Source organism: Nonomuraea turcica, from assembly GCF_030718205.1.
Classification (GTDB): Bacteria; Actinomycetota; Actinomycetes; order Streptosporangiales; family Streptosporangiaceae; genus Nonomuraea.
In genome coordinates this window covers 65,816-83,638 of sequence record NZ_JAUZQF010000038.1, presented here as the reverse complement: position 1 = coordinate 83,638, position 17,823 = coordinate 65,816, and the positions used below count along the sequence as shown (strand labels likewise).

Below are 17,823 nucleotides of genomic sequence, written 5' to 3'. Positions count from 1 at the left end.
GACCAGCGGGTACGGCGGAGGCGTTGCGCGAGGCTGCCAACAGATGTCCTTCCGAGGGCTCGCGGCGGACTGACTACACGCACGCCAGACAACCTCGCAACGTGAGCAAGCATCGCGGGTCGTCAAAAAAGGGAGCGTGGAAGCCCGAGCGTACTCGCTCTAATAGAATTTGTCCACGCTTACGCAGACCCATCTTCCCGGTCGCATTTTCATCATGACGTATGCCGCTCCGCTTGTCAATCCCCAACGCCGCTCGTCGGTAGTTCCTCCTGATATTCGGGATAATGTCGCCGGTCCAGGTAAAGGTGGCGAGAAACTACTTTCGAGGAGTGGAGCGCCGGCGAAGCCAGCCGGCCGCACGATGAGCGACCGGGCCGAGCAGGCTGACCTCTCTGGTCGCCTTCCTCAGCGCCTGAACGGCGTTCTGCGACTCGGCCGTGACCTCTTTCAGCTTCGCCGTCGTGCGCCGCAGCTCGGCGGTGAGCCGGTCCAGATCGCTCTCCGGCGACGCGGGCTTCGGCTTCTTGCGCTGGTTGACGCGGACGAGCTCCCGATCCCCGAGGGCATCCGTCGTGTGCCACAGATCGCTACGGGACTTGAGCCATTCGAGCAGGCGCCGCTGGACGGGCACCGGATCGCCCCACGTGGCGTACAGCTTCTGCGTGCTGATGCAGACCGGCGCCAGCCCGAGACCGGCGACCGCTTCCCAGACCGCGAGCGCGACGCCCGGCGTGTGCTCGCTGCGGTAGTCGTCGAAGGCGACGATCCCGTCGTCCTTGAGCACGGTCCGCGCCGCCAGGACGTCACCCTTGACGTGTGCGTACAGGTGCGACGCGTCGACGTGGACGAACCTGCAGGTGTCCGCCTTCACGTGATCGAGAATGATCGACGTCGGCCCGTGCACGATCTCGGGCAGGGTGTCGTGGACGCTCAGATAGTTCTGCTCGAACTTGTCGCGGGTGAGCGTCGAGTACGACCCCGTGGTCTCGGCGTTGTTGTGCGCGTCTGGCGCGTCCGACTCGAACAGGTCGCAAACGGTGAAGGTCTCCCCCTGCCGCATATGCCCGCCGATCAGGACGGCGCTCTTGCCGAGGTACGTCCCAAGTTCCAGGACGTCGCCCGAGGCGCCACCCGACAGGAACCACTCGAACAGGCGCTGGTCGGTCGGCCAGAACCAGCCGGGGATGCGCTCGAGCGCGGCGGTGAGATCCGGTGTCGACATGCCCGGACGCTAGCAGCCCCGGTTTCCGAGGCAGAAGAGAGTTTGCCGCATGGTCATGGAGAGGTCGCTGGGAGTTCCAACAGCCCAGCTGGGTCATTGCGGTTGAGCGGCCAGCGTGAGCGCGCGTCTGACCTGCTCGGCCGGGTACGTCGTGGCCCGGCTCTCGCCGAAAAGATCCCAGTAGAAACCGTTCATGGCCGCCGCCACCGGCGCGTTACGAGTGATGGTCGCCGCTAGGGGAGCCGGAATGCCTGCGGGCTCCTCGCCCGCGGCACACCGCCGGATGTACGCGTTGCGGGCGGCAGGCCCGCCTGTGGCGGGGTTCGGCACCTCGCACACGTTGGTGACCAGCCAGTTGACGAGGGTCATCAGCGCGTAGCCCAGGTCGTGGCTCAGGTTGCGGGCGACGAAGTCCGACTCCTCGGGCGACAGGTCGAAGTGGGGCGACGTGGCCAGGCCGAGGTCGGCGAAGTAGAGGCGTCGGCCATCGGTGAGCACGTTGCGGAAGTGGGCGTCGAAATGCAGGAGGCCGTTCGCGTTCATGAAGGCGATGTCGGTGCGCAGGCATCGTTCCACCAGCGCGGACGCGGCGGTGACCGCCTCTTCGCCGGCGGTGAGCTGAATGGGCAGCCACTCGCTCAGGTTCAGCGGGATGTATTCGAGAAACAGGACGATACTCGCCGATGCCGAAGCCACTGCGTGGAGCCGCTCGCGCACCGCCGGCGAGCCCTCCCAGTAGGCGACCGTGCGATCGACGTCCGCGTGCTCGTCGGCCACCGGTGGCGATCCGGGGAGGATGCGCCAGTGATACATCAGCGGGAAGGCCTCGGTCTGGCTGGTGAGCACCCAGTTGGTCGTCATGGTGTTGGCGGCGAGTTCCCGCCAGGCGCCGAACACGGGGCCGCCGACACCGTACTGGCAGAACGTGGGCAGGCCGAACATGTTCGCCGTGGACATGACGTTCTCCGGCCGGCGTTCGACGTCGGTCAGGGGGATTCGCTTGGCGAACACCGGCACGCCGTCGATGTTCATCACCATCGACGTGCCGCCGATGCCGGCGCCGATGGCTTTCGCTTCGTCTACGAGCTCGGCGAGCCGTCGATCGCTCGACAATGCCAGCGCCGTCGACGCGACGCCGAAGCGGGACACACGCGCCTGCTGTGACTGGTCCGAGTGGTCATGCGCGGGTCCGGCCAACGCGTGTCCCTTCTTGGTGATTGATCATGAGCTTCCGATCAGCTTCGGTATACACGCGGCCCTCAGGATGAGATCACCTCACGGGCGGCATGCGCAACTAGAGGCCATGCCACAGGCGCCGACGGATGAGCCCGTGCCCGCCGGACTGCCGCACCACGGCCGCCCAGCCAAGAAGTCAACCGCAGAGTCTTCAGGTGGTGAGTTCCAGGCCGCCGTCGATGGTGAGGACCTGGCCGGTGATCCAGGTGGCACCGGGGTCAGCGAGGTGCACGATCCAGGCGGCCACTTCCTCGGGAGTGCCGCGGCGGCCGAGCGGGATGCGGGCGGTCTCGTCTTGCTTGATCTGCTCGACCACGGTGTCGGGCAGGCCGGCCGCGGTCAGGGCCTCGCTTTCTGTGGGGCCGGGGGCCAGGGCGTTGACGCGGATGCCGTCGGCGGCCAGCTCCAGCGCCCAGCTGCGGGTCAGCTGCTCCAGGGCGGCCTTGGTGGCAGCGTAGTGGGCGGCGCCGGGCAGGGGGCAGTGGCCGTAGGTGCTGGAGATGTTGATGATCGTGCCGCGGTTGGCGCGCAGGTGCGGCAGCGCGGCGTGGGCGAGCAGGCTGGGCGCGGTGACGTTGAGGGACAGGAGGTCGGCGATGCGTGCGGCGTCGGTGTCGGCCAGGGTCATGACGGCGGTGGCGCCGGCGTTGTTGACCAGGACGTCCAGGCGCCCCCAGCGGTCGACGGCCGCCTCGATGATCGCGGATGGCGCGCCGGCGGAGGTGATGTCGGCGGCCAGGGTGGTGATGTTCGGATGGTGGGCGGCAGTCTGATGCAGGGCGTCGGCGCGGCGTCCGACGCCGAGCACGTGCGCTCCGGCGCGGGCGAGGGCGATCGCGGTGGCGCGGCCGATTCCGGATCCGGCTCCGGTGACGATCGCGACATGGTTCTGCAGGTGACTGGCGAGTGGGACGGTCATGTCACCCTCCTTTGTTCGTTGTTCGTGAAACATCGAACAAGCTATCATGGTGGAATGAAGCAGGTGCACCACCCGGAAGTGGGCGAGATCGGGCTGACCGGGGTGATGGCCGCCCTCAGTGATCCCATCCGGGTCGGTCTGGTGCGAGTGCTGGCCGACGGTCGTGAGCGCGGGTGGGGCGAGTTGCGGGCGCCGGTGGCCAAGTCGACGCTCAGCCACCATCTGCGAGTCCTGCGTGATGCCGGGCTGACCCGCACCCGTCAGGAGGGCACCCGCTGCTTCGTGGCCTTACGCACACAGGATCTGCAGGCCCGCTTCCCCGGGCTCCTGCAGGTGGTGCTGGCCGCGGCCGAGGATGAGGAAATCGGTCATCAGGTGAGCCTGAAGGACGATCGGCAGCCTGCCTGAACCGGATCAGCGAACGAGAGGAAGGCGGAGCACGAAGCTCGCGCCGCCGTCGCTCGACTCCTCAACGTGCAGGGTGCCGTGGTGAGCTGAGGCGATGTCGCGGGCGATGGCCAGGCCCAGGCCGACGCCTCCGTGGTCGCGACTGCGGGCCGTGTCCAGGCGGGCGAAGCGCTGGAATATGCGTTCGCGGTCGGCCGGGGAGACACCTCGCCCGTCGTCGGACACGGCGAGTTCCGCACGGTCGCCCGCGCGGCGCAGGCTCACCTCGAGTCTGTGCCGGGCGTGACGTCGGGCGTTGTCCAGCAGGTTGGCGAACAACCGGGCCAGCTGCCAGGAGGCGGCCTCCACCGTCACCGCGGCTTCGAGATCGAGCCGCACGTCGCAGCTCTCGGTCCACCGAGCCGCCACTGTCCCGACCAGGGCCGTCAGATCCACTTCCTCCCGCCTTCCGCCGACGCCGGCCTCGAGGGTGGCGAGCAGGAGCAGGTCATTGACGATGTTCTCCAGCCGGTCGAGGTCGTCCGTCACGTGGTTCAGCAGATCGGGCAGGTCGATGTCGTCCGGGTACAGCCGCGCCTCCTCCACTTGCACGCGTAGCGCGGCGAGCGGCGTACGCAACTCGTGTGAGGCATCGGCGGCGAATTGCCGTTGCCGATTCAGCAGTTGCTCCGCGAACTGGGCGGCGTAGTCGGCGTTCTGTCTCATCAGGCTCTCCCTTCCAGACATGCCCGGCCGGGCTTATGGATCCATCGCTTCGCGCAGGCTCCGGCCCCTCCTTCGACCGGCCGGAGCAGCCGAACCCGCAAGGGGAAGGCGCAGGACGAAGCTGGCGCCACCGGTCTCGGACTCCCCGGCGTGCAGGCTGCCGATGTGCGCCCGGGCGATGTCACGGGCGATCGCCAGGCCCAGGCCGGTGCCGGCGTGGTCGAGGTGGCGGGCGGCCTCCAGCCTGGTGAAGCGCTGGAAGATCCGTTCTCGCTCGGATTCCGCGACTCCTTCTCCGTCGTCGGCGACCGTCAGCTCGGCGTGGTCGTCGTCGCGGCTCAGCCGGACCTCGACCAGGTGCCGGCCGTGCCGTTGGGCGTTGTCCAGCAGATTGGTGAGGACGCGGCCGATCCGGATCGGGACGGCCTGGACGGTTACGCCGGACTCCAGGCGGAGTTGAACCGCGATGCGATCGTTCCTGCGGGCGATCTCGTCACGGACCAGTTCGGCGAGATCGACCCGCTGCGGCTTCATGGGCGGACCCGCCTCCATTTCGGCGAGGGCCCGCAGGTCGGTGAGGACCGCGTCCAGTCTGTCCATGGCTCTCAGCGCCCGGGCGAGCAGGTCGCCGAGGTCGGTCTCATCGGGATGCAGCCAGGCCTCCTCCAGCTCCGCGCGTAGCCCGGCGACCGCCGTGCGCAGTTCGTGGGAGGCGTCGGAAGCGAAGCGCCGCTTCTTCTGCAGCTCGCGCTTCAACTCGCGCATCGTGTCGGAGGGCGTTCGGATCGTCGGCGCGGTCCGGCCGCCACCAGAGGGGCGCGGGGTCTCGCAGTCATACAGGGGCGTCGGGCATGCCGTCACAGCACGTACTCCTTCCGTTGCCTTCACATTCCGTGCACGCCAGTCCGCCGACCATCATGATCTTCGTGCCGGATCCTGCCGGCGGACATCCGCTGCCGTTCGGCTGCCAGCTAAGACAGGACAGTCCTGTGGCCTGTGACAGCTCCACGGGCTGCGTGCTGGGTGCCGTGTTGTCACAAATCGGCATGCTGTCCGGTCTTTCAGACCGACCAGGCGTTGCGGACCGACAGGAGCGAGATCTTGCCACCAGCCAGCACCACCATCCGGATCCGGGTTCGGATGAGCGCGCGGGCCATCGATGAGCCGCACCGCGCTTCGAGCCAGCTCGAGCTGCTGTTCGATCTCACCTTCGTGGTCGCGGTCGCGGCCGTCACCGCCCAGTTCGCGCACAGCATCGCCGACGGTCATGCCCTCACCGGTCTGGTCCCGTTCCTGCAGGTGTTCTTCGCGATCTGGTGGGCGTGGATGAACTTCACGTGGTTCGCCTCGGCCTACGACACCGACGATGTCGCCTACCGGCTGTTGACCATGGTGCAGATGGCCGGCGTGCTGGTCCTCGCCGCCGGTGTGCCCGCCGCGGCCGAGCACTCCGACTTCAGGATCGTCACACTGGGCTACCTCGTCATGAGGATCGGTCTCGTCGCCCAATGGCTGCGCGCCGGTCTCGAAGACCCGGCCGGCCGTCGCACCGCGCTGCGCTACGCCCTCGGCCTCAGCATCCTGCAGCTGGGATGGATTCTTCGCTTCCTCCTCGCGGAAGCGGGCGCCATGCCCGCATTCGCCGATCTGCCGTCCTACATCGGCCTGGCCATCCTCGAGCTCGCTGTACCCCGGTGGGCAGGAGGGGCCAGGGCCACCAACTGGCACCCGCACCACATCGCCGAGCGCTACGGCCTGTTCACGATCATTCTGCTCGGTGAGAGCGTCCTGGCCGCGAGCAGGGGAGTCGAAAGAGCGCTCGAAGCGGACGAGATCAGCAGCCCTTTCATCGTCATCGCCGTCTGCGGCCTCGTCCTGCTGTTCGCTCTTTGGTGGCTCTACTTCCTCATTGAGTCGGGGGAAGGTCTCCATGACCGCCGTCATCGGTCATGGCTGTGGGGGTACGGCCACTACGGCATCTTCGCGGCCCTGGCGGCCCTCGGCGCCGGGCTCGAAGTGGCGGTGGAGCAGAGTGGGCACGACATCGCGGCATCACCGCTGGCACTCGGCTACGCCGTCGCCATCCCGGTCGCTGTGTATCTCGCTGCACTGTGGGCGGTGCACGCCCTCGTCGCAGAGCCCGTCATCCGTCCCGCCGCAGTTGTGGTCTGCGTCACCGGCATCCTGCTGCTGCCGCTCGCCTCACCCCAGATCGGAGTGGCCGGCGTGGTCGCGGCGATCACCGTCGGCTGCGTTCTGCTGGTCGCCGTCACGATCGCGACCACGGCGGTTGGGGCTCGCGCCGGAGTGCGTCGCCCTGAGCCGGAGCCCTCCAGCTCTGGCGTGTCGTGAAGGAGACCACAAGGATCACGCTTGCGCCGGGTCGGAGCCGGTGGACACCGCGGTGAGCTTGGCCGGGTTCACCATCCACAGGACCTGGTCGATGCCCTGCTCCGAGGCGTTTACCGTGATGACCCCGAACACCCGCCCGTCGCGGCTCAGCAGCGCGGAGGGCTGCCCGTTCGTGCTTCCCCAGCCCACCTCTACCCCGGCCCAGAAGCGGGGCGAGAACGCCTTGATGACCTTCGCCAGCCGCGACGCCCCCACCACAGGAAAGCGGGTGGCGCCGCGCACGACGCCGCCGCTGTCGGTGTAGCTGATCACGTCGGCGGCGAAGAGCTCTTCCAGCGCGGTCAGGTCGCCGGCGCGGGCGGCGGCGACGAAGGCCTTCAGCAGCCTGCGTTGCTCGTTCCTGGTCACGGGCGTGCGTCGTTCGACGAGCACGCGCTTGCGGGCTCTGCTGACGAGCTGGCGTACGGCCGGCTCGTTGAGCTGGATGATGTCGGCGATCTGCCGGTAGGGGTATTCGAACGCCTCCCGCAGCACGTACGCCGCCCGTTCCGTGGGCGAGAGCCTCTCCAGCAGAAGCAGGACCGCCAACTCCAGAGCCTCACCCCGCTCCGCGCCGAGGTGCGGATCCGCGCCGGTGTCGACGGGCTCGGGCAGCCACGGGCCGATGTAGGTCTCACGGCGGGAGCGGGCGGACTGAGCGGCGTTGATGGCCAGCCGCGTGATCGTCTTGGCCAGGAACGCGGGCGGGTTGTCCACCGTGGAGCGGTCATAGCGCTGCCAGCGCAGCCAGACCTCCTGCACCAGATCCTCGGCCTCGGTGACGCTGGACAGCATCCGGTACGCGATCCCGAACAGGCGCGGCCGGACACTGGCGAACACCGCCGCAGCCTGTTCGAGATCTTCCGGTTCGCCGGATTCACTCGCCGACACGGTATCCGCCACAGTCATCACCCCTGCTCCGGCGTCCCCTTCGCCGGTAGTCCGAGCTTTGGGACCTTCCTGGACCGTTACCTGCCGCCCTACCCCTTGAGCGACGGGGACAGGCCGATGGCGAGGAACAGTCCAGGAAGATCTCTCGGCCACGCCATGCTATGCGGCGATCGTCGCCGCCCTGCCAGCAGGTACGGCCGGGGTCAGACTCCGAACGCCGCCGGGTAGCGGATGGTGCCGGTCGGCACGGGCCGGCTGGGGTCGAAGACCAGCGCCATCATGTATTTGTCCTCGACGTCGAAGGGCGGCCGGATGGCGTACCCGGAGGCCGGGGTGAAGCCGAAACGCGGGTAGTACTCGGCGTGCCCGAGCACGAGCACGAGGTTCTCGCCCTGCTCGCGGGCGGCTCGCAGGGCGGCGTGGATGGCGGCCGAACCGGCGCCGCGCCGCTGGTGTTCGGGTCTGACGGCGCACGGGCCCAGGGTGAGCGCCGGAGAGCCGTCGACGAGGCAGCGGGTGAGCAGCGCGAACCCGGCGATGCCGCCGTCGGGCGCCTGGGCGACCCAGGACAGACCGGGGATCCACGCCTGCGGGTCGGCACGCAGGGCCTCGACGAGGTCGGCCTCGTGAGAGGTGGGGAAGGCGGCGAGGTTGACCTCGCGGATCTGGCCGTGGTCGGCGGCGGTTTCGGGGCGGGTGATCCAGGAGGCGGTCATAAGAGGTCTGAGTCCTTTTCCAACGCCGAACGATCAGCAGCCTAGCAATGAGAAGAACCTGCCCGGTCCCCATGCCAGGACCGCCACAGCGCCGCGTACGTCCCCCCGGCCGCCACCAGCTCCTCATGCCCGCCGAGCTCCACCACCCGCCCCTCCTCCATGACGGCAACCCGATCCGCGTCACGAGCCGTCTGCAGGCGATGCGCGATGGCGATCACCGTCCGCCCCTCCAGGACGGCGGCCATCGCCCGCTCCGTGTGCCGTGCCGTCCGCGGGTCCAGCAGCGCCGTGGCCTCGTCCAGCACCAAGGTGTGCGGATCGGCCAGCACCACCCGAGCCAGGGCCAGCTGCTGAGCCTGCGCCCCGTCCACCCGGTAAGTCGCGGCCCCCACCTCCGTGTCGAGTCCGTCCGGCAACCCGTCGACCCACTCCAAGGCCCCCACGGCGGCGAGCGCCGCCCGCAGGGCGTCGTCGTCGGCCGAGGGGGCCGCGATCAGCAGGTTGTCGCGCAGCGTGCCGAGGAACACATGGTGCTCCTGGCTGACGAGGACGATGCGCCGCCGCAGCTCCGAGGGGTCCACGTCACTGATCGGGACGCGGCCCACCGTCACCGATCCGGTCCGCGGCCTGTCGATGCCTGCCAGCAGCCGGCCCAGCGTCGTCTTCCCGGCGCCCGATGCCCCGACGATCGCGAGCCGTTCCCCGGGCCGCACTACCAGGTCGACCCCGTGCAGCACATCACCGCCACCGCCCTCGTAGGCGTATCGCACCCCGGACACCTCGATCAGATCGCCGTCAGGCTCCCGGCGATCTCCCGGCGGGGCCGCTGACGGCACCGATCCGAGCCCTTCGACCCGGGCGAAGGAGGCGCCGCTGCTCTGTAGCTGGTCGATGCGCAGCAGGATGGTGTCCAGCGGTTGGGAGAGTTGCCGGAGGTACAGCGCCGCGGCGACCACCGCGCCCAGGCTCATCAGCCCGTGCCCATGCAGCACCGCCCCGACCAGCAGCACGCCCACCACGGGGATGCTGTAGGAGACGTCCACGATCGGAAAAAGCACACTCCGCAGGAACAACGTTCGCAGCCGGGTGCGCCGGCACGTGGCGATCGCGTCCTGGCAGACCGCGATCCGCCGCTCCTGCAGCCCCAGAGCCTCCATCGTGCGAGCCCCCGCGGCGGTGGCCGCCAGCTGCTCCGCGAGCGCCGAGTTGGCCTCCCCTTCAGCCAGGTACGCGGGCAGCGCCCGCCGCAGATACCACCGGACCGTGAACCAGATCCCCGTCAGCCCCACCACCCCGACCCCGCCGAGCAGCGGGTCGAGCACGAAGACCGCCCCCATGATGAACAGCGCCTGCACACCGGCGATCAGCACGTCGGGCCCGGCATCGCGCACGGTGGTCCCGACCATCGCGACGTCGGTAGTGCCGCGGGTGGTCAGGTCGCCCGTGCCGGCCCGCTCGATCACCGAGGCCGGTACGGCGAGCGCCCGGTCGGCGACCTCCTCCCGAACGCGCGCCAGCGTCCGCTCCCCGAACCGATGCCCGACATAGCTGGCATATCGCGCGAGCAGGAGCTGAATCAGCGCGAAGACCAGGATCCCGAACGCCAGCCGATCCACCGCACCGACCCCGCCACCGGCCTTGACCACATCGATGATGCGGCCCAGCAGCCACGGCCCGACGAGGCCGGCCCCGGCGGCCAGCGCGTTGAGGGCGATCATGGCGGCGAAGGCCCGGCCGTCCCGCCGGATCAGCCGCAGCATGGCGCGGCGCACCTGGGACGGCTCGGCCACCGGCAGGGCCCTCATGAGGCCGCCATCCCGCGCGACACCAGGAGCCGGTAGCCAGGCTGCTCGGCCAGGAGGTCCTGATGGCTGCCGGTCGCCGCGACGACCCCGTCCTCCAGGTAGTAGACAGTGTCCGTCTGGTCGAGCACGAGCGGCGACGTGCTGGTGACGACCGTGGTACGCCCCGAGCGCGCGGCTCGCAGCCGGCCCGCGATCGCCGCCTCCGTGTGCGCGTCCACCGCCGACGTGGGCTCGACGGCCAGCAGTGTTTCCGGATCGGCCAGCAGCGCCCGCGCCAGGCGTACGCGCTGCCTCTGGCCGCCCGACAGGTTGCGGCCCTGCGGATCGATGGCCGAGTCGAGCCCGTCCGGCAGCCCGCGCACGATGTCCTGGGCCACGGCCGCGTGCAGGGCCCGTTCGATGGCCTCGTCGTCCGGATCGCCCCTACCGGAGACGACGTCGCGCAGCGGGCCGGCGAACAGGTCGGCCTCGTTGTCGGCGACCAGGATCCGCTCGCGTACCCGCGTCAGATCGATCTCGTCGAGGCGGGTCCCGTCCCATAGCGCGGCCGGCCCGGCGAAGCGGCCGAGGCGGTCGATCACCGCCGCCGATTCCGCCGGGCGGGCGCTGACGAGCGCGGTCAGCGTCCCGGGCGTGATCTCGACCCCGGATTCCTGATCACGCAGCATCGCCGCTCCCGAGGGTGCGCCGGCGTCCCCGCGGGGGACCGGTGTCAGGGAGAGGAACTGGACGACGCGGCGGGCGGCGACGAGTCCACGGCTGAGGTCGTACCCGCCCTCGATGAAGAACGAGACCGGCACCACCAGCACGGCGGTGTACCCGTAGACCGCCACCAGCTCGCCGACCGTGAGGTCGCCCTGGACCGCCATCCGCGCCGCCAGCCAGGTCACGGCCCCGATGAACAGGGTGGGCAGGCCGACGCCGAGCGCCTGGATCCAGCTCGTCACCGCCCCGACCCGATAGCCCTCCGCCCGGAGGTGCTGGGAGCCGCGCCGGTAGCGCTCGGCGTACACCTCCTTGCCGCCGAGGCCGTTGAGCACGCGCAGCCCTCCGGCGATGTCCACGAAGCGAGCGGCGAGCGCGCCCTGCCGCGTCCGGTACGTCGTCTCGGCCGTGCGAAGCCGCCCCATCAGCGGCCCGGCCAGCACCACGAGCAGCGGTATGCCGGCCAGCACCACCACGGCGAGCAGCGGCGAGACGGTCAGCAGGAGCACGGCCACGACGATGTACGCCAGCACGGCGCCGACGCCCGGGCCGGTGATGGTCAGCGTCTGGGCGATCACCGTGACGTCGGTGAACCCGATCGTGACGACCTCTCCGGCCGTGACCTTGCGCGACAGCGCCGCGCCGAGCCGGGTCGCCTGTGACACCACGGCCTCGACGGTGGCGAAGGCGGCGTGCATGCGCACCCTGGTCATCGTGCGATGCCGCATGATGCCCAGCCAGGCGTTCACCACCCCGACGCCTAACAGCGCGGCCGCCCATCCCGCCAGCGTGGGCCAGCGCCCGGGCGTCAGTCCGTCGTCGATGGCGCGTGACAGGAGATACGGCGGCAACGTCAGTCCCACCATCCACGTGCTTCCCAACACCGCCCCGGCGACGCAGCGGCCACGCTGGGTGCGGACCAGCCACCAGAGATACCGTCCTGCGCTACGAAAGTCCGGTTTGCCCGCTTCCATGATCCGCAGTCTAGTGATGGCTCCTCGGCCTCTCGCGGGCAGGGAGGTGTCCCCCAACTGGGGAATTGACACCCGTTCGCTACCATGAGATAGGGGCAGATGTCGCGACGCACGGGGGGCGAAGGGATGGCGATAGACGACGCCTTCGCTGCCGCGTCGGAAGAGGAACGGCTGCGGATCCTCGCCGCCGCGTGCGCCGGGCTCAGCGACATAGAAGTCCTGCAGTATGCACTGGACCAGGCGGTCGCCGACCTGCATGCGCTGAGCGGCATGGTGCATTGGCGTGGCCCCACCGGCAGTCACGAGCTGCGCCTGGTGGTCGCCTCCGGGCTGCCTCCGACGGACCTGTCGGCCCGCGGGGACATTCGCCATGCGATCTCCCGCGCGCTGGACGACAGGGTGCTGACGTACATGCCCGTCACGCTCGACACCGCCACAGACCACTCCGTGATGCTGACGGCGGTCCCGCTGGACGGCGCCTCCGGCGCCTGGCTCGGCGTCCTGTCCGTGCTGACCGACGGGCCGGCCGCACCGCCGAGCGAGCGGCGGGCGTTCCTCCAGGCACTGGCCGCCTGGCTGGCCGAGCGATGCGGCACCCCGGAGCCGGGCAACGGCCCGGCCCGCCTGTGGCAGTCCGACTCCCACCTCCAGCGGGCTTTGGAGGCGGCCAAGGCCGGATCATGGGAGTGGAACATCCGCACCGGCGAGGTCTACTGGGACGAGCCCGCGCTGACGATGTTGGGCGTCGACCCCGGCATCGACCAGTACGACATCGACACCTGGGTGAACATCGTGCACCCGCAGGACCTGCCCAGGGTGATGGCCGCGAAGGACAAGGCCGTCCGCACCAGGAGCCTGTACGAGATCGAATACCGCGTCTGCCGCGCCGACGGCACCACCGGCTGGATGCACGCGCGTGGCCGCCTGGTCCTGGACGAGGAGGGCGAGCCGGTACGCATGATCGGCACGGTCTGGGACACCACCGAGAGCCGCATCGCCAGGGAGTCGGTCGGCCGCGCGCTGCAGTACATGAGCGACGCCTTCCTCGCGGTGGACGGCGGCTGGCGGATCGTCTTCGCCAACCTCGACGGCGAACGCCTCCTGGGATCCACCGACCTTCACGGCCGCCTGTTGTGGGACCTGACCGCGGGCGACCTGCCCGACCTCCGGGCCCGGTGCCTCCAAGCCGCCGACGACCGCACGCCCGCCAGCTTCGACATGCAGTGGCCGAGCGACCAGCGGTGGTACCACGTACGCCTGGTCCCGGTGCCGGACGGCCTGACGTTCTACTTCGCCGACGTCACCGAGAAACGCCTGCGCGACGCGGAACGTGCGGCCGCCGAGCGCGCTACCGCCGAGCGGGCCGCCTGGACTCAGGAGATGACCCGTGCGCTCAGCGAGGCAGTGAGCGCGCAGGACGTGGTGCGGATCCTCACCGAGCGGGTCCTGTCGACCTTCGCCGCCGCCGGACTGCTGATCGTCGCGGTCGATGACGATCGTCTGCGCATTGTCGGAGCCGTCGGCCATTCTCCCGATTTTCTCCGCCGGATCGAGCAGCACACAGTCACCGACCGTTCCGTCCTCACCGACGTGATCCAGACGGGTGTGCCGGCCTTCATCGAAAGTCGTGACCAGTGTCTGGAGACCGACCTCCTCGAGGCCGACTCGGGCATGAACGCCTGGGCGGTGCTCCCGCTCATGGTTCCCGGGCACCCCGGCGGCTGCTGCGTGATCTCCTTCGAACGTCCCCAGCGGTTCACCGGGGAGGAACGCCCGCTGGTCACCGCGCTGAGCGGGCTGGTCGGCCAGGCCCTGGCACGGGCCCGCATGTACGACATGGAGCATGCGCGCGCCGAGGAACTGCAGCGTCTGCTCGTCCCCCGCGAGCTGCCGTCGCTACCCGGCGTCACCGCGGCGGTCCGCTACCTGGCGGCGGACGGCGCCCCGGAGCTCGGCGGAGCCTGGTACGACGTCATCCCCCTGTCCTCGGAGCGGGTGGCCCTCGTCATGGGCGACGTCAAAGGGCACGGCGTGCCCCAAGCCGCCACCATAGGACGCCTGCGCACGGCCGCGCGTACCCTCGCGGACCTCGAGCTGCCGCCCGACGATCTCCTGGTCCGCCTCAACGACCTGGTCAAGGAGCTCGGCGAACACGTCCACGTCACGTGCCTGTACGCCGTGTACGACCCCACCAACGGCGAGTGCACCCTGGTCAGCGCCGGGCATCCGCCGCCCGCCGTCGTCCACCCCGACGGCACGGTCCAGGTCCTGGACACCTCGCCCGACCTGCGGCTCGGCGCCGCGGAGCCGCCCTTCAACCCGGCCGAGCTGCGCCTGCCCGCAGACGCGCTCCTCGTGCTCTACACCGACGATCTGATCGAGTCCGGGCACCGGGACATGGATGACGGCATGGCCGAGCTCACCCGGCTCCTGACCGGTGCTCTTCCCCGATCCCGCGGCGACCTGGATCGTCTGGCCGACGCCGTCACCCACGGCATGCGCCCTGTACGGCAACAGCCCAGCGACGGCGCCGCCCTGCTCATCGCCCACACCCTCCGGCTGGCGCCCGAGGACGTCGGCTCCTGGTCCTTGCCCGAGAACCCGATCGCGGCCGGCGAGGCCCGCGAGCACGTACGGGAGCAGCTCGCCGGCTGGCGCCTGGACGACCTGGTGCCGACCACCGAGCTGGTGGCCAGCGAACTGGTCGCCAACGTCATCCGCCACGCCAGGGGCCCGATCCGGCTTCGCCTGCTGCGCGGCCGCACCCTCGTGTGCGAGGTCTCCGACGGCAGCCAGACCACACCCAGGATCCGCCGCGCCGCGGACACCGACGAAGGCGGTCGCGGGCTGCAACTCGTCGCCGCCGTCTCCCAGCGCTGGGGGACCCGCTTCACCGCCGACGGCAAATGCATCTGGGCCGAACAGCTCCTGCCCGCCTAGCTACGAGCCGGTGACGCTGACGCTGGTGAACCATTCAGCGGGGACCCGGACCAGACCTGGTGATTTCGGCACGACGGCAAGGTAGATCGCGGCGGTCTTGTGGACCGCCTTGCGCGCGAAGCGCTCGCCGTGGCTCAGCGCAGCGATGTGGCGGGTGGAGAAGCTCATCGTCGTATCGGTGCCGGGACGCGCGACGAAGGTTTCTTGCTGCCTCATGCCGTACCAGACGAGCGCGCCGCCGGAGGACGTCCTGAGCGCGTAGATCTCCGGCGTCGGCTGTGGGCGGATCGTCATGGTCCATTGACCCTGCAACGCCTTGCGATCGGTCACTCTGGCTTTGGCATTCTGCCTGGTACGGGAATTGGCCATGAATATCCGCCCGGCACGCGGGTCCTCGCCGAAAGTGCTCTGCAGGCGGGCGTGGGCCTGGACGATCTGCCGCGGCGAGGCGATGAGGCCGTTGCCGTCGTCCGGCGCCACCACCGTGGCAAGGCCGTTCTTGTCGCGTGCGGGGGTGGGCGGCCGGGACTTGGACGTGGTGGCGGAATAGGCGACCGCGCGCCAGCCGGCCGGCGTCTTCTTGAAGATCGCCTGCCACCAGCCGGAGACGCCCTTGTAACCGTACTCGGCCATGAACCACGGCGCGCCGGCGACCTTCCCCGGGATGGCGAACCGCGTTTTGACGATGGGTTTCCTGGACGACGACACGCTCTCGCCGATCATCTTGCGGACCTTGCTCTGGGCCTGGCTGATCTCCGCGGCCAGCTCGGCCTCCGCGGCCGTCCAGTCTGTTCCACCCTGCAGGGCGGCATTCTTGATCGCCTTCTCCCACTGGCCGAAGATGGATTCGGCCTCCGCGACGGTGACGACGCCGCGGGGCGCGGCCGGTGCGGTCGAGGCCGAGGCCGAGCGGCCGAACGCGGCCTGCCCGCCGGGACTGCAGGCGGTGGCCGGCAGGGCGAGGACGGTGAGCATGACAAGTAACGGACGGATGGTCATGACAGGTCTCCGGGGGTGTGATTGCCCCGAAGTACGCGCTCGCCGTTCGCCCGGGTTCAGCCCTCGGTCCGAGCGATAACGAGAAGGTTGGCTACGGCGTCACGTCGGCTCGGCGACCACCGGGTTGGTGAGCTCGCCCAGCCCTTCGACGGCCACGGTGATCGTGTCGCCAGGCCGGACCGGGCGCACGCCGGGCGGTGTGCCCGTCATGATGAGATCGCCCGGCTCCAGGGTGGAGAACGCCGACACGTACGCGATCAGCGTCGGGATGTCGAAGAGGAAGTCCCTGGTACGCCCGTCCTGGCGCACCTCGTTGTTCACCGTGCAGGTGACGCGCACGTCGGTGGGGTCGAAGTCGGTGTCCACCCAGGGACCGAGCGGGCAGAAGGTGTCGAAGCCCTTGCCACGCGTCCACTGGGGGTCGCTCTTCTGCAGGTCGCGGGCGGTGACGTCGTTGCCGATCGTGTAGCCGTACACCAGCGACATGGCGTCCTCGGCGCGGACCCGGCGGCCGCGGCGGCCGATCACGACGACCAGCTCCGCCTCGGGGTCGAGCCGCCCGGACAGGGACGGGTAGACGATCTCGTCGTCCGGGCCGGCGATCGAGGACGGCGGCTTGAGGAAGATCAGCGGCTCCTTGGGCACCGGGTTGCCGAATTCGGCCGCGTGGTCGGCGTAGTTCCGGCCGACGCACACGATCTTGCTCGGGGTGGCGGGCGCCCGCAGCCGGGCCCCGGCTCCCACGGTGGCGCCCGGGCGCAGGCCCTCCGCGAAAGGATCGCCGTCGGCCGCGCGGATCCCGCCGTCCGGGTCGAGCACCCCCCACTGCACGGTGCCGCCCGCTTCGTACCTGATGATGCGCATGTCGCTTGCTCCTCAGCAGCCGTTGTACTTGTTCGTCCAGAGGCGGCCCTCGGCCGCGTCCGCCTTCTCCTCGAGGATCTTCAGCCGCAGCATGACATCGAGCGTGCGCTGGATGACCGCCGGGTCGAAGCAGCCCTTGTCGGACAGCGCGGAGGTCATCGCCTTGACGGTGCGCAGGACGGTCGCCTGGTCGCTGCTGCCGAGGTCGTCCATGATCTGCGCGGCCACCGTGTCCGGCTGCTGCTTGACCTTCGCGGTGGCCTGCGCGAGCACGCGGCTGAAGGCCGCGGCGGTCTCGGCGTTGTCCTCGGCCCACTGCCGCGACGTCGCCCAGGCGGTGTAGTCGAACTGGTCGAGCTCCGGCACCTCGCCCTTAGGTCCGTCGATGAGCACCACGCCGAAGCCCTTCTCCGCGGCGACGTACGGGGTCGGCGGCGACAGGTGGTAGGCGTCGATCTGGCCCTTCTCCAGGGCGGCGAGCAGCGCGGACCCGCCGCCGAGCGGCACGATCTCCACGTCGCGCTCCGGGTCGAGGCCGACCGAGCCCAGGTAGTACCGCATGTACGTGTCGGTGGGGGAGCCTGGCGAGGTGATGCCGATCTTGAGGCCCTTGAGCGCGCTCAGCCGGTCACGTAAGGGGCTCGCCGCAGTCACCTTCTTCTGCTCCGCCACTTCTTTGCGCATGACGAGCGTGAGCGTCACCCGGTTCAGGATGTCGTGGGCCATGACGACCGAGTCGTCGCCGGCCTTGTCGAGCTCGGCGAGGTCCTCGAACCCGACGTCGGCGTACTGGGCCTGGCCCGAGGCCAGCGCCGCCACGCTGTCGTTGCCGCTCTCCACCTCGACGATCTCGACCGTGAGGCCTTCCTTGGCGAACATGCCGTCGTCCTTGGCGACGTACAGCGCGGACAGGAACACGTTCGGGGCTGACGCGACCGTGATCTTCTTCTGCTCGCTCCCCGCGTCCGCGCCGCCGCAGGCGGTGGCGCCGGCCAGGAGCACCGCGATGACAGCTGTTCTCCTCATGACGAATACGACCTCCTCGGGG

15 protein-coding genes are annotated in these 17,823 nt (G+C 69.9%); 3 read left to right on the top strand and 12 right to left on the bottom strand.

All coding sequences use genetic code 11. The features are described from left to right. Positions 1-316: 316 nt before the first annotated feature. From Q9G87_RS54355 to Q9G87_RS54345, 3 genes are all read right to left on the bottom strand, one after another. Complete coding sequence (locus tag Q9G87_RS54355; protein ID WP_305924559.1) at positions 317-1,222, bottom strand: class I SAM-dependent methyltransferase; 906 nt, start codon at positions 1,220-1,222, stop codon at positions 317-319. A gap of 93 nt (positions 1,223-1,315) precedes the next feature. Beyond that, positions 1,316-2,371 carry a BUD32 family EKC/KEOPS complex subunit gene (locus tag Q9G87_RS54350; protein ID WP_305924558.1) on the bottom strand — a complete coding sequence of 352 codons (1,056 nt, stop codon included), beginning with the start codon at positions 2,369-2,371 and terminating at the stop codon, positions 1,316-1,318. A gap of 238 nt (positions 2,372-2,609) precedes the next feature. Further along, complete coding sequence (locus tag Q9G87_RS54345; protein WP_305924557.1) at positions 2,610-3,377, bottom strand: SDR family NAD(P)-dependent oxidoreductase; 768 nt, start codon at positions 3,375-3,377, stop codon at positions 2,610-2,612. Positions 3,378-3,431: 54 nt separating this feature from the next. Here Q9G87_RS54345 and Q9G87_RS54340 point away from each other — a divergent pair, with 54 nt between their 5' ends. Then, positions 3,432-3,785, top strand: a complete 354-nt coding sequence (locus Q9G87_RS54340; RefSeq protein WP_305924556.1) for an ArsR/SmtB family transcription factor — start codon at positions 3,432-3,434, stop codon at positions 3,783-3,785. 6 nt (positions 3,786-3,791) lie between these two features. Here the strand turns inward: Q9G87_RS54340 and Q9G87_RS54335 are convergent, their stop codons facing one another. Both Q9G87_RS54335 and Q9G87_RS54330 read right to left on the bottom strand, forming a co-directional pair. Beyond that, entirely contained in the window at positions 3,792-4,490 is a 699-nt protein-coding gene (locus tag Q9G87_RS54335; protein ID WP_305924555.1) for a sensor histidine kinase, read from the bottom strand. Positions 4,491-4,523: 33 nt separating this feature from the next. After that, positions 4,524-5,255, bottom strand: a complete 732-nt coding sequence (locus Q9G87_RS54330; RefSeq protein WP_305924554.1) for a sensor histidine kinase — start codon at positions 5,253-5,255, stop codon at positions 4,524-4,526. A 336-nt stretch (positions 5,256-5,591) separates the two neighbouring features. Between Q9G87_RS54330 and Q9G87_RS54325 the strand changes: the two genes are divergently transcribed. Continuing rightward, a complete protein-coding gene (locus tag Q9G87_RS54325) occupies positions 5,592-6,842 on the top strand; it encodes a low temperature requirement protein A (RefSeq protein ID WP_305924553.1) in 1,251 nt (416 codons plus the stop codon). 15 nt (positions 6,843-6,857) lie between these two features. Here the strand turns inward: Q9G87_RS54325 and Q9G87_RS54320 are convergent, their stop codons facing one another. From Q9G87_RS54320 to Q9G87_RS54305, 4 genes are all read right to left on the bottom strand, one after another. Next, on the bottom strand, positions 6,858-7,790 hold the full coding sequence (locus Q9G87_RS54320; RefSeq protein WP_305924552.1) for an RNA polymerase sigma-70 factor: 933 nt from the start codon (positions 7,788-7,790) through the stop codon (positions 6,858-6,860). A gap of 185 nt (positions 7,791-7,975) precedes the next feature. Further along, complete coding sequence (locus Q9G87_RS54315; RefSeq protein ID WP_305924551.1) at positions 7,976-8,488, bottom strand: GNAT family N-acetyltransferase; 513 nt, start codon at positions 8,486-8,488, stop codon at positions 7,976-7,978. Between the two features lie 41 nt (positions 8,489-8,529). Next, on the bottom strand, positions 8,530-10,293 hold the full coding sequence (locus tag Q9G87_RS54310; RefSeq protein WP_305924550.1) for an ABC transporter ATP-binding protein: 1,764 nt from the start codon (positions 10,291-10,293) through the stop codon (positions 8,530-8,532). Further along, positions 10,290-11,972, bottom strand: a complete 1,683-nt coding sequence (locus tag Q9G87_RS54305) for an ABC transporter ATP-binding protein (protein ID WP_305924549.1) — start codon at positions 11,970-11,972, stop codon at positions 10,290-10,292. The genes Q9G87_RS54310 and Q9G87_RS54305 overlap by 4 nt, the downstream gene beginning before the upstream one ends. Before the next feature lie 99 nt (positions 11,973-12,071). Here Q9G87_RS54305 and Q9G87_RS54300 point away from each other — a divergent pair, with 99 nt between their 5' ends. After that, on the top strand, positions 12,072-14,912 hold the full coding sequence (locus tag Q9G87_RS54300; RefSeq protein ID WP_305924548.1) for a SpoIIE family protein phosphatase: 2,841 nt from the start codon (positions 12,072-12,074) through the stop codon (positions 14,910-14,912). Here the strand turns inward: Q9G87_RS54300 and Q9G87_RS54295 are convergent, their stop codons facing one another. The 3 genes from Q9G87_RS54295 to Q9G87_RS54285 form a co-directional block, all read right to left on the bottom strand. Then, positions 14,913-15,911, bottom strand: a complete 999-nt coding sequence (locus Q9G87_RS54295; protein WP_305924547.1) for a hypothetical protein — start codon at positions 15,909-15,911, stop codon at positions 14,913-14,915. Between the two features lie 99 nt (positions 15,912-16,010). Beyond that, positions 16,011-16,775: a fumarylacetoacetate hydrolase family protein gene (locus Q9G87_RS54290; protein ID WP_305924546.1), complete on the bottom strand. Its 765-nt coding sequence runs from the start codon at positions 16,773-16,775 to the stop codon at positions 16,011-16,013. 12 nt (positions 16,776-16,787) lie between these two features. Continuing rightward, positions 16,788-17,801, bottom strand: a complete 1,014-nt coding sequence (locus Q9G87_RS54285; protein WP_305924545.1) for an ABC transporter substrate-binding protein — start codon at positions 17,799-17,801, stop codon at positions 16,788-16,790. Between the last annotated feature and the right edge of the window lie 22 nt (positions 17,802-17,823).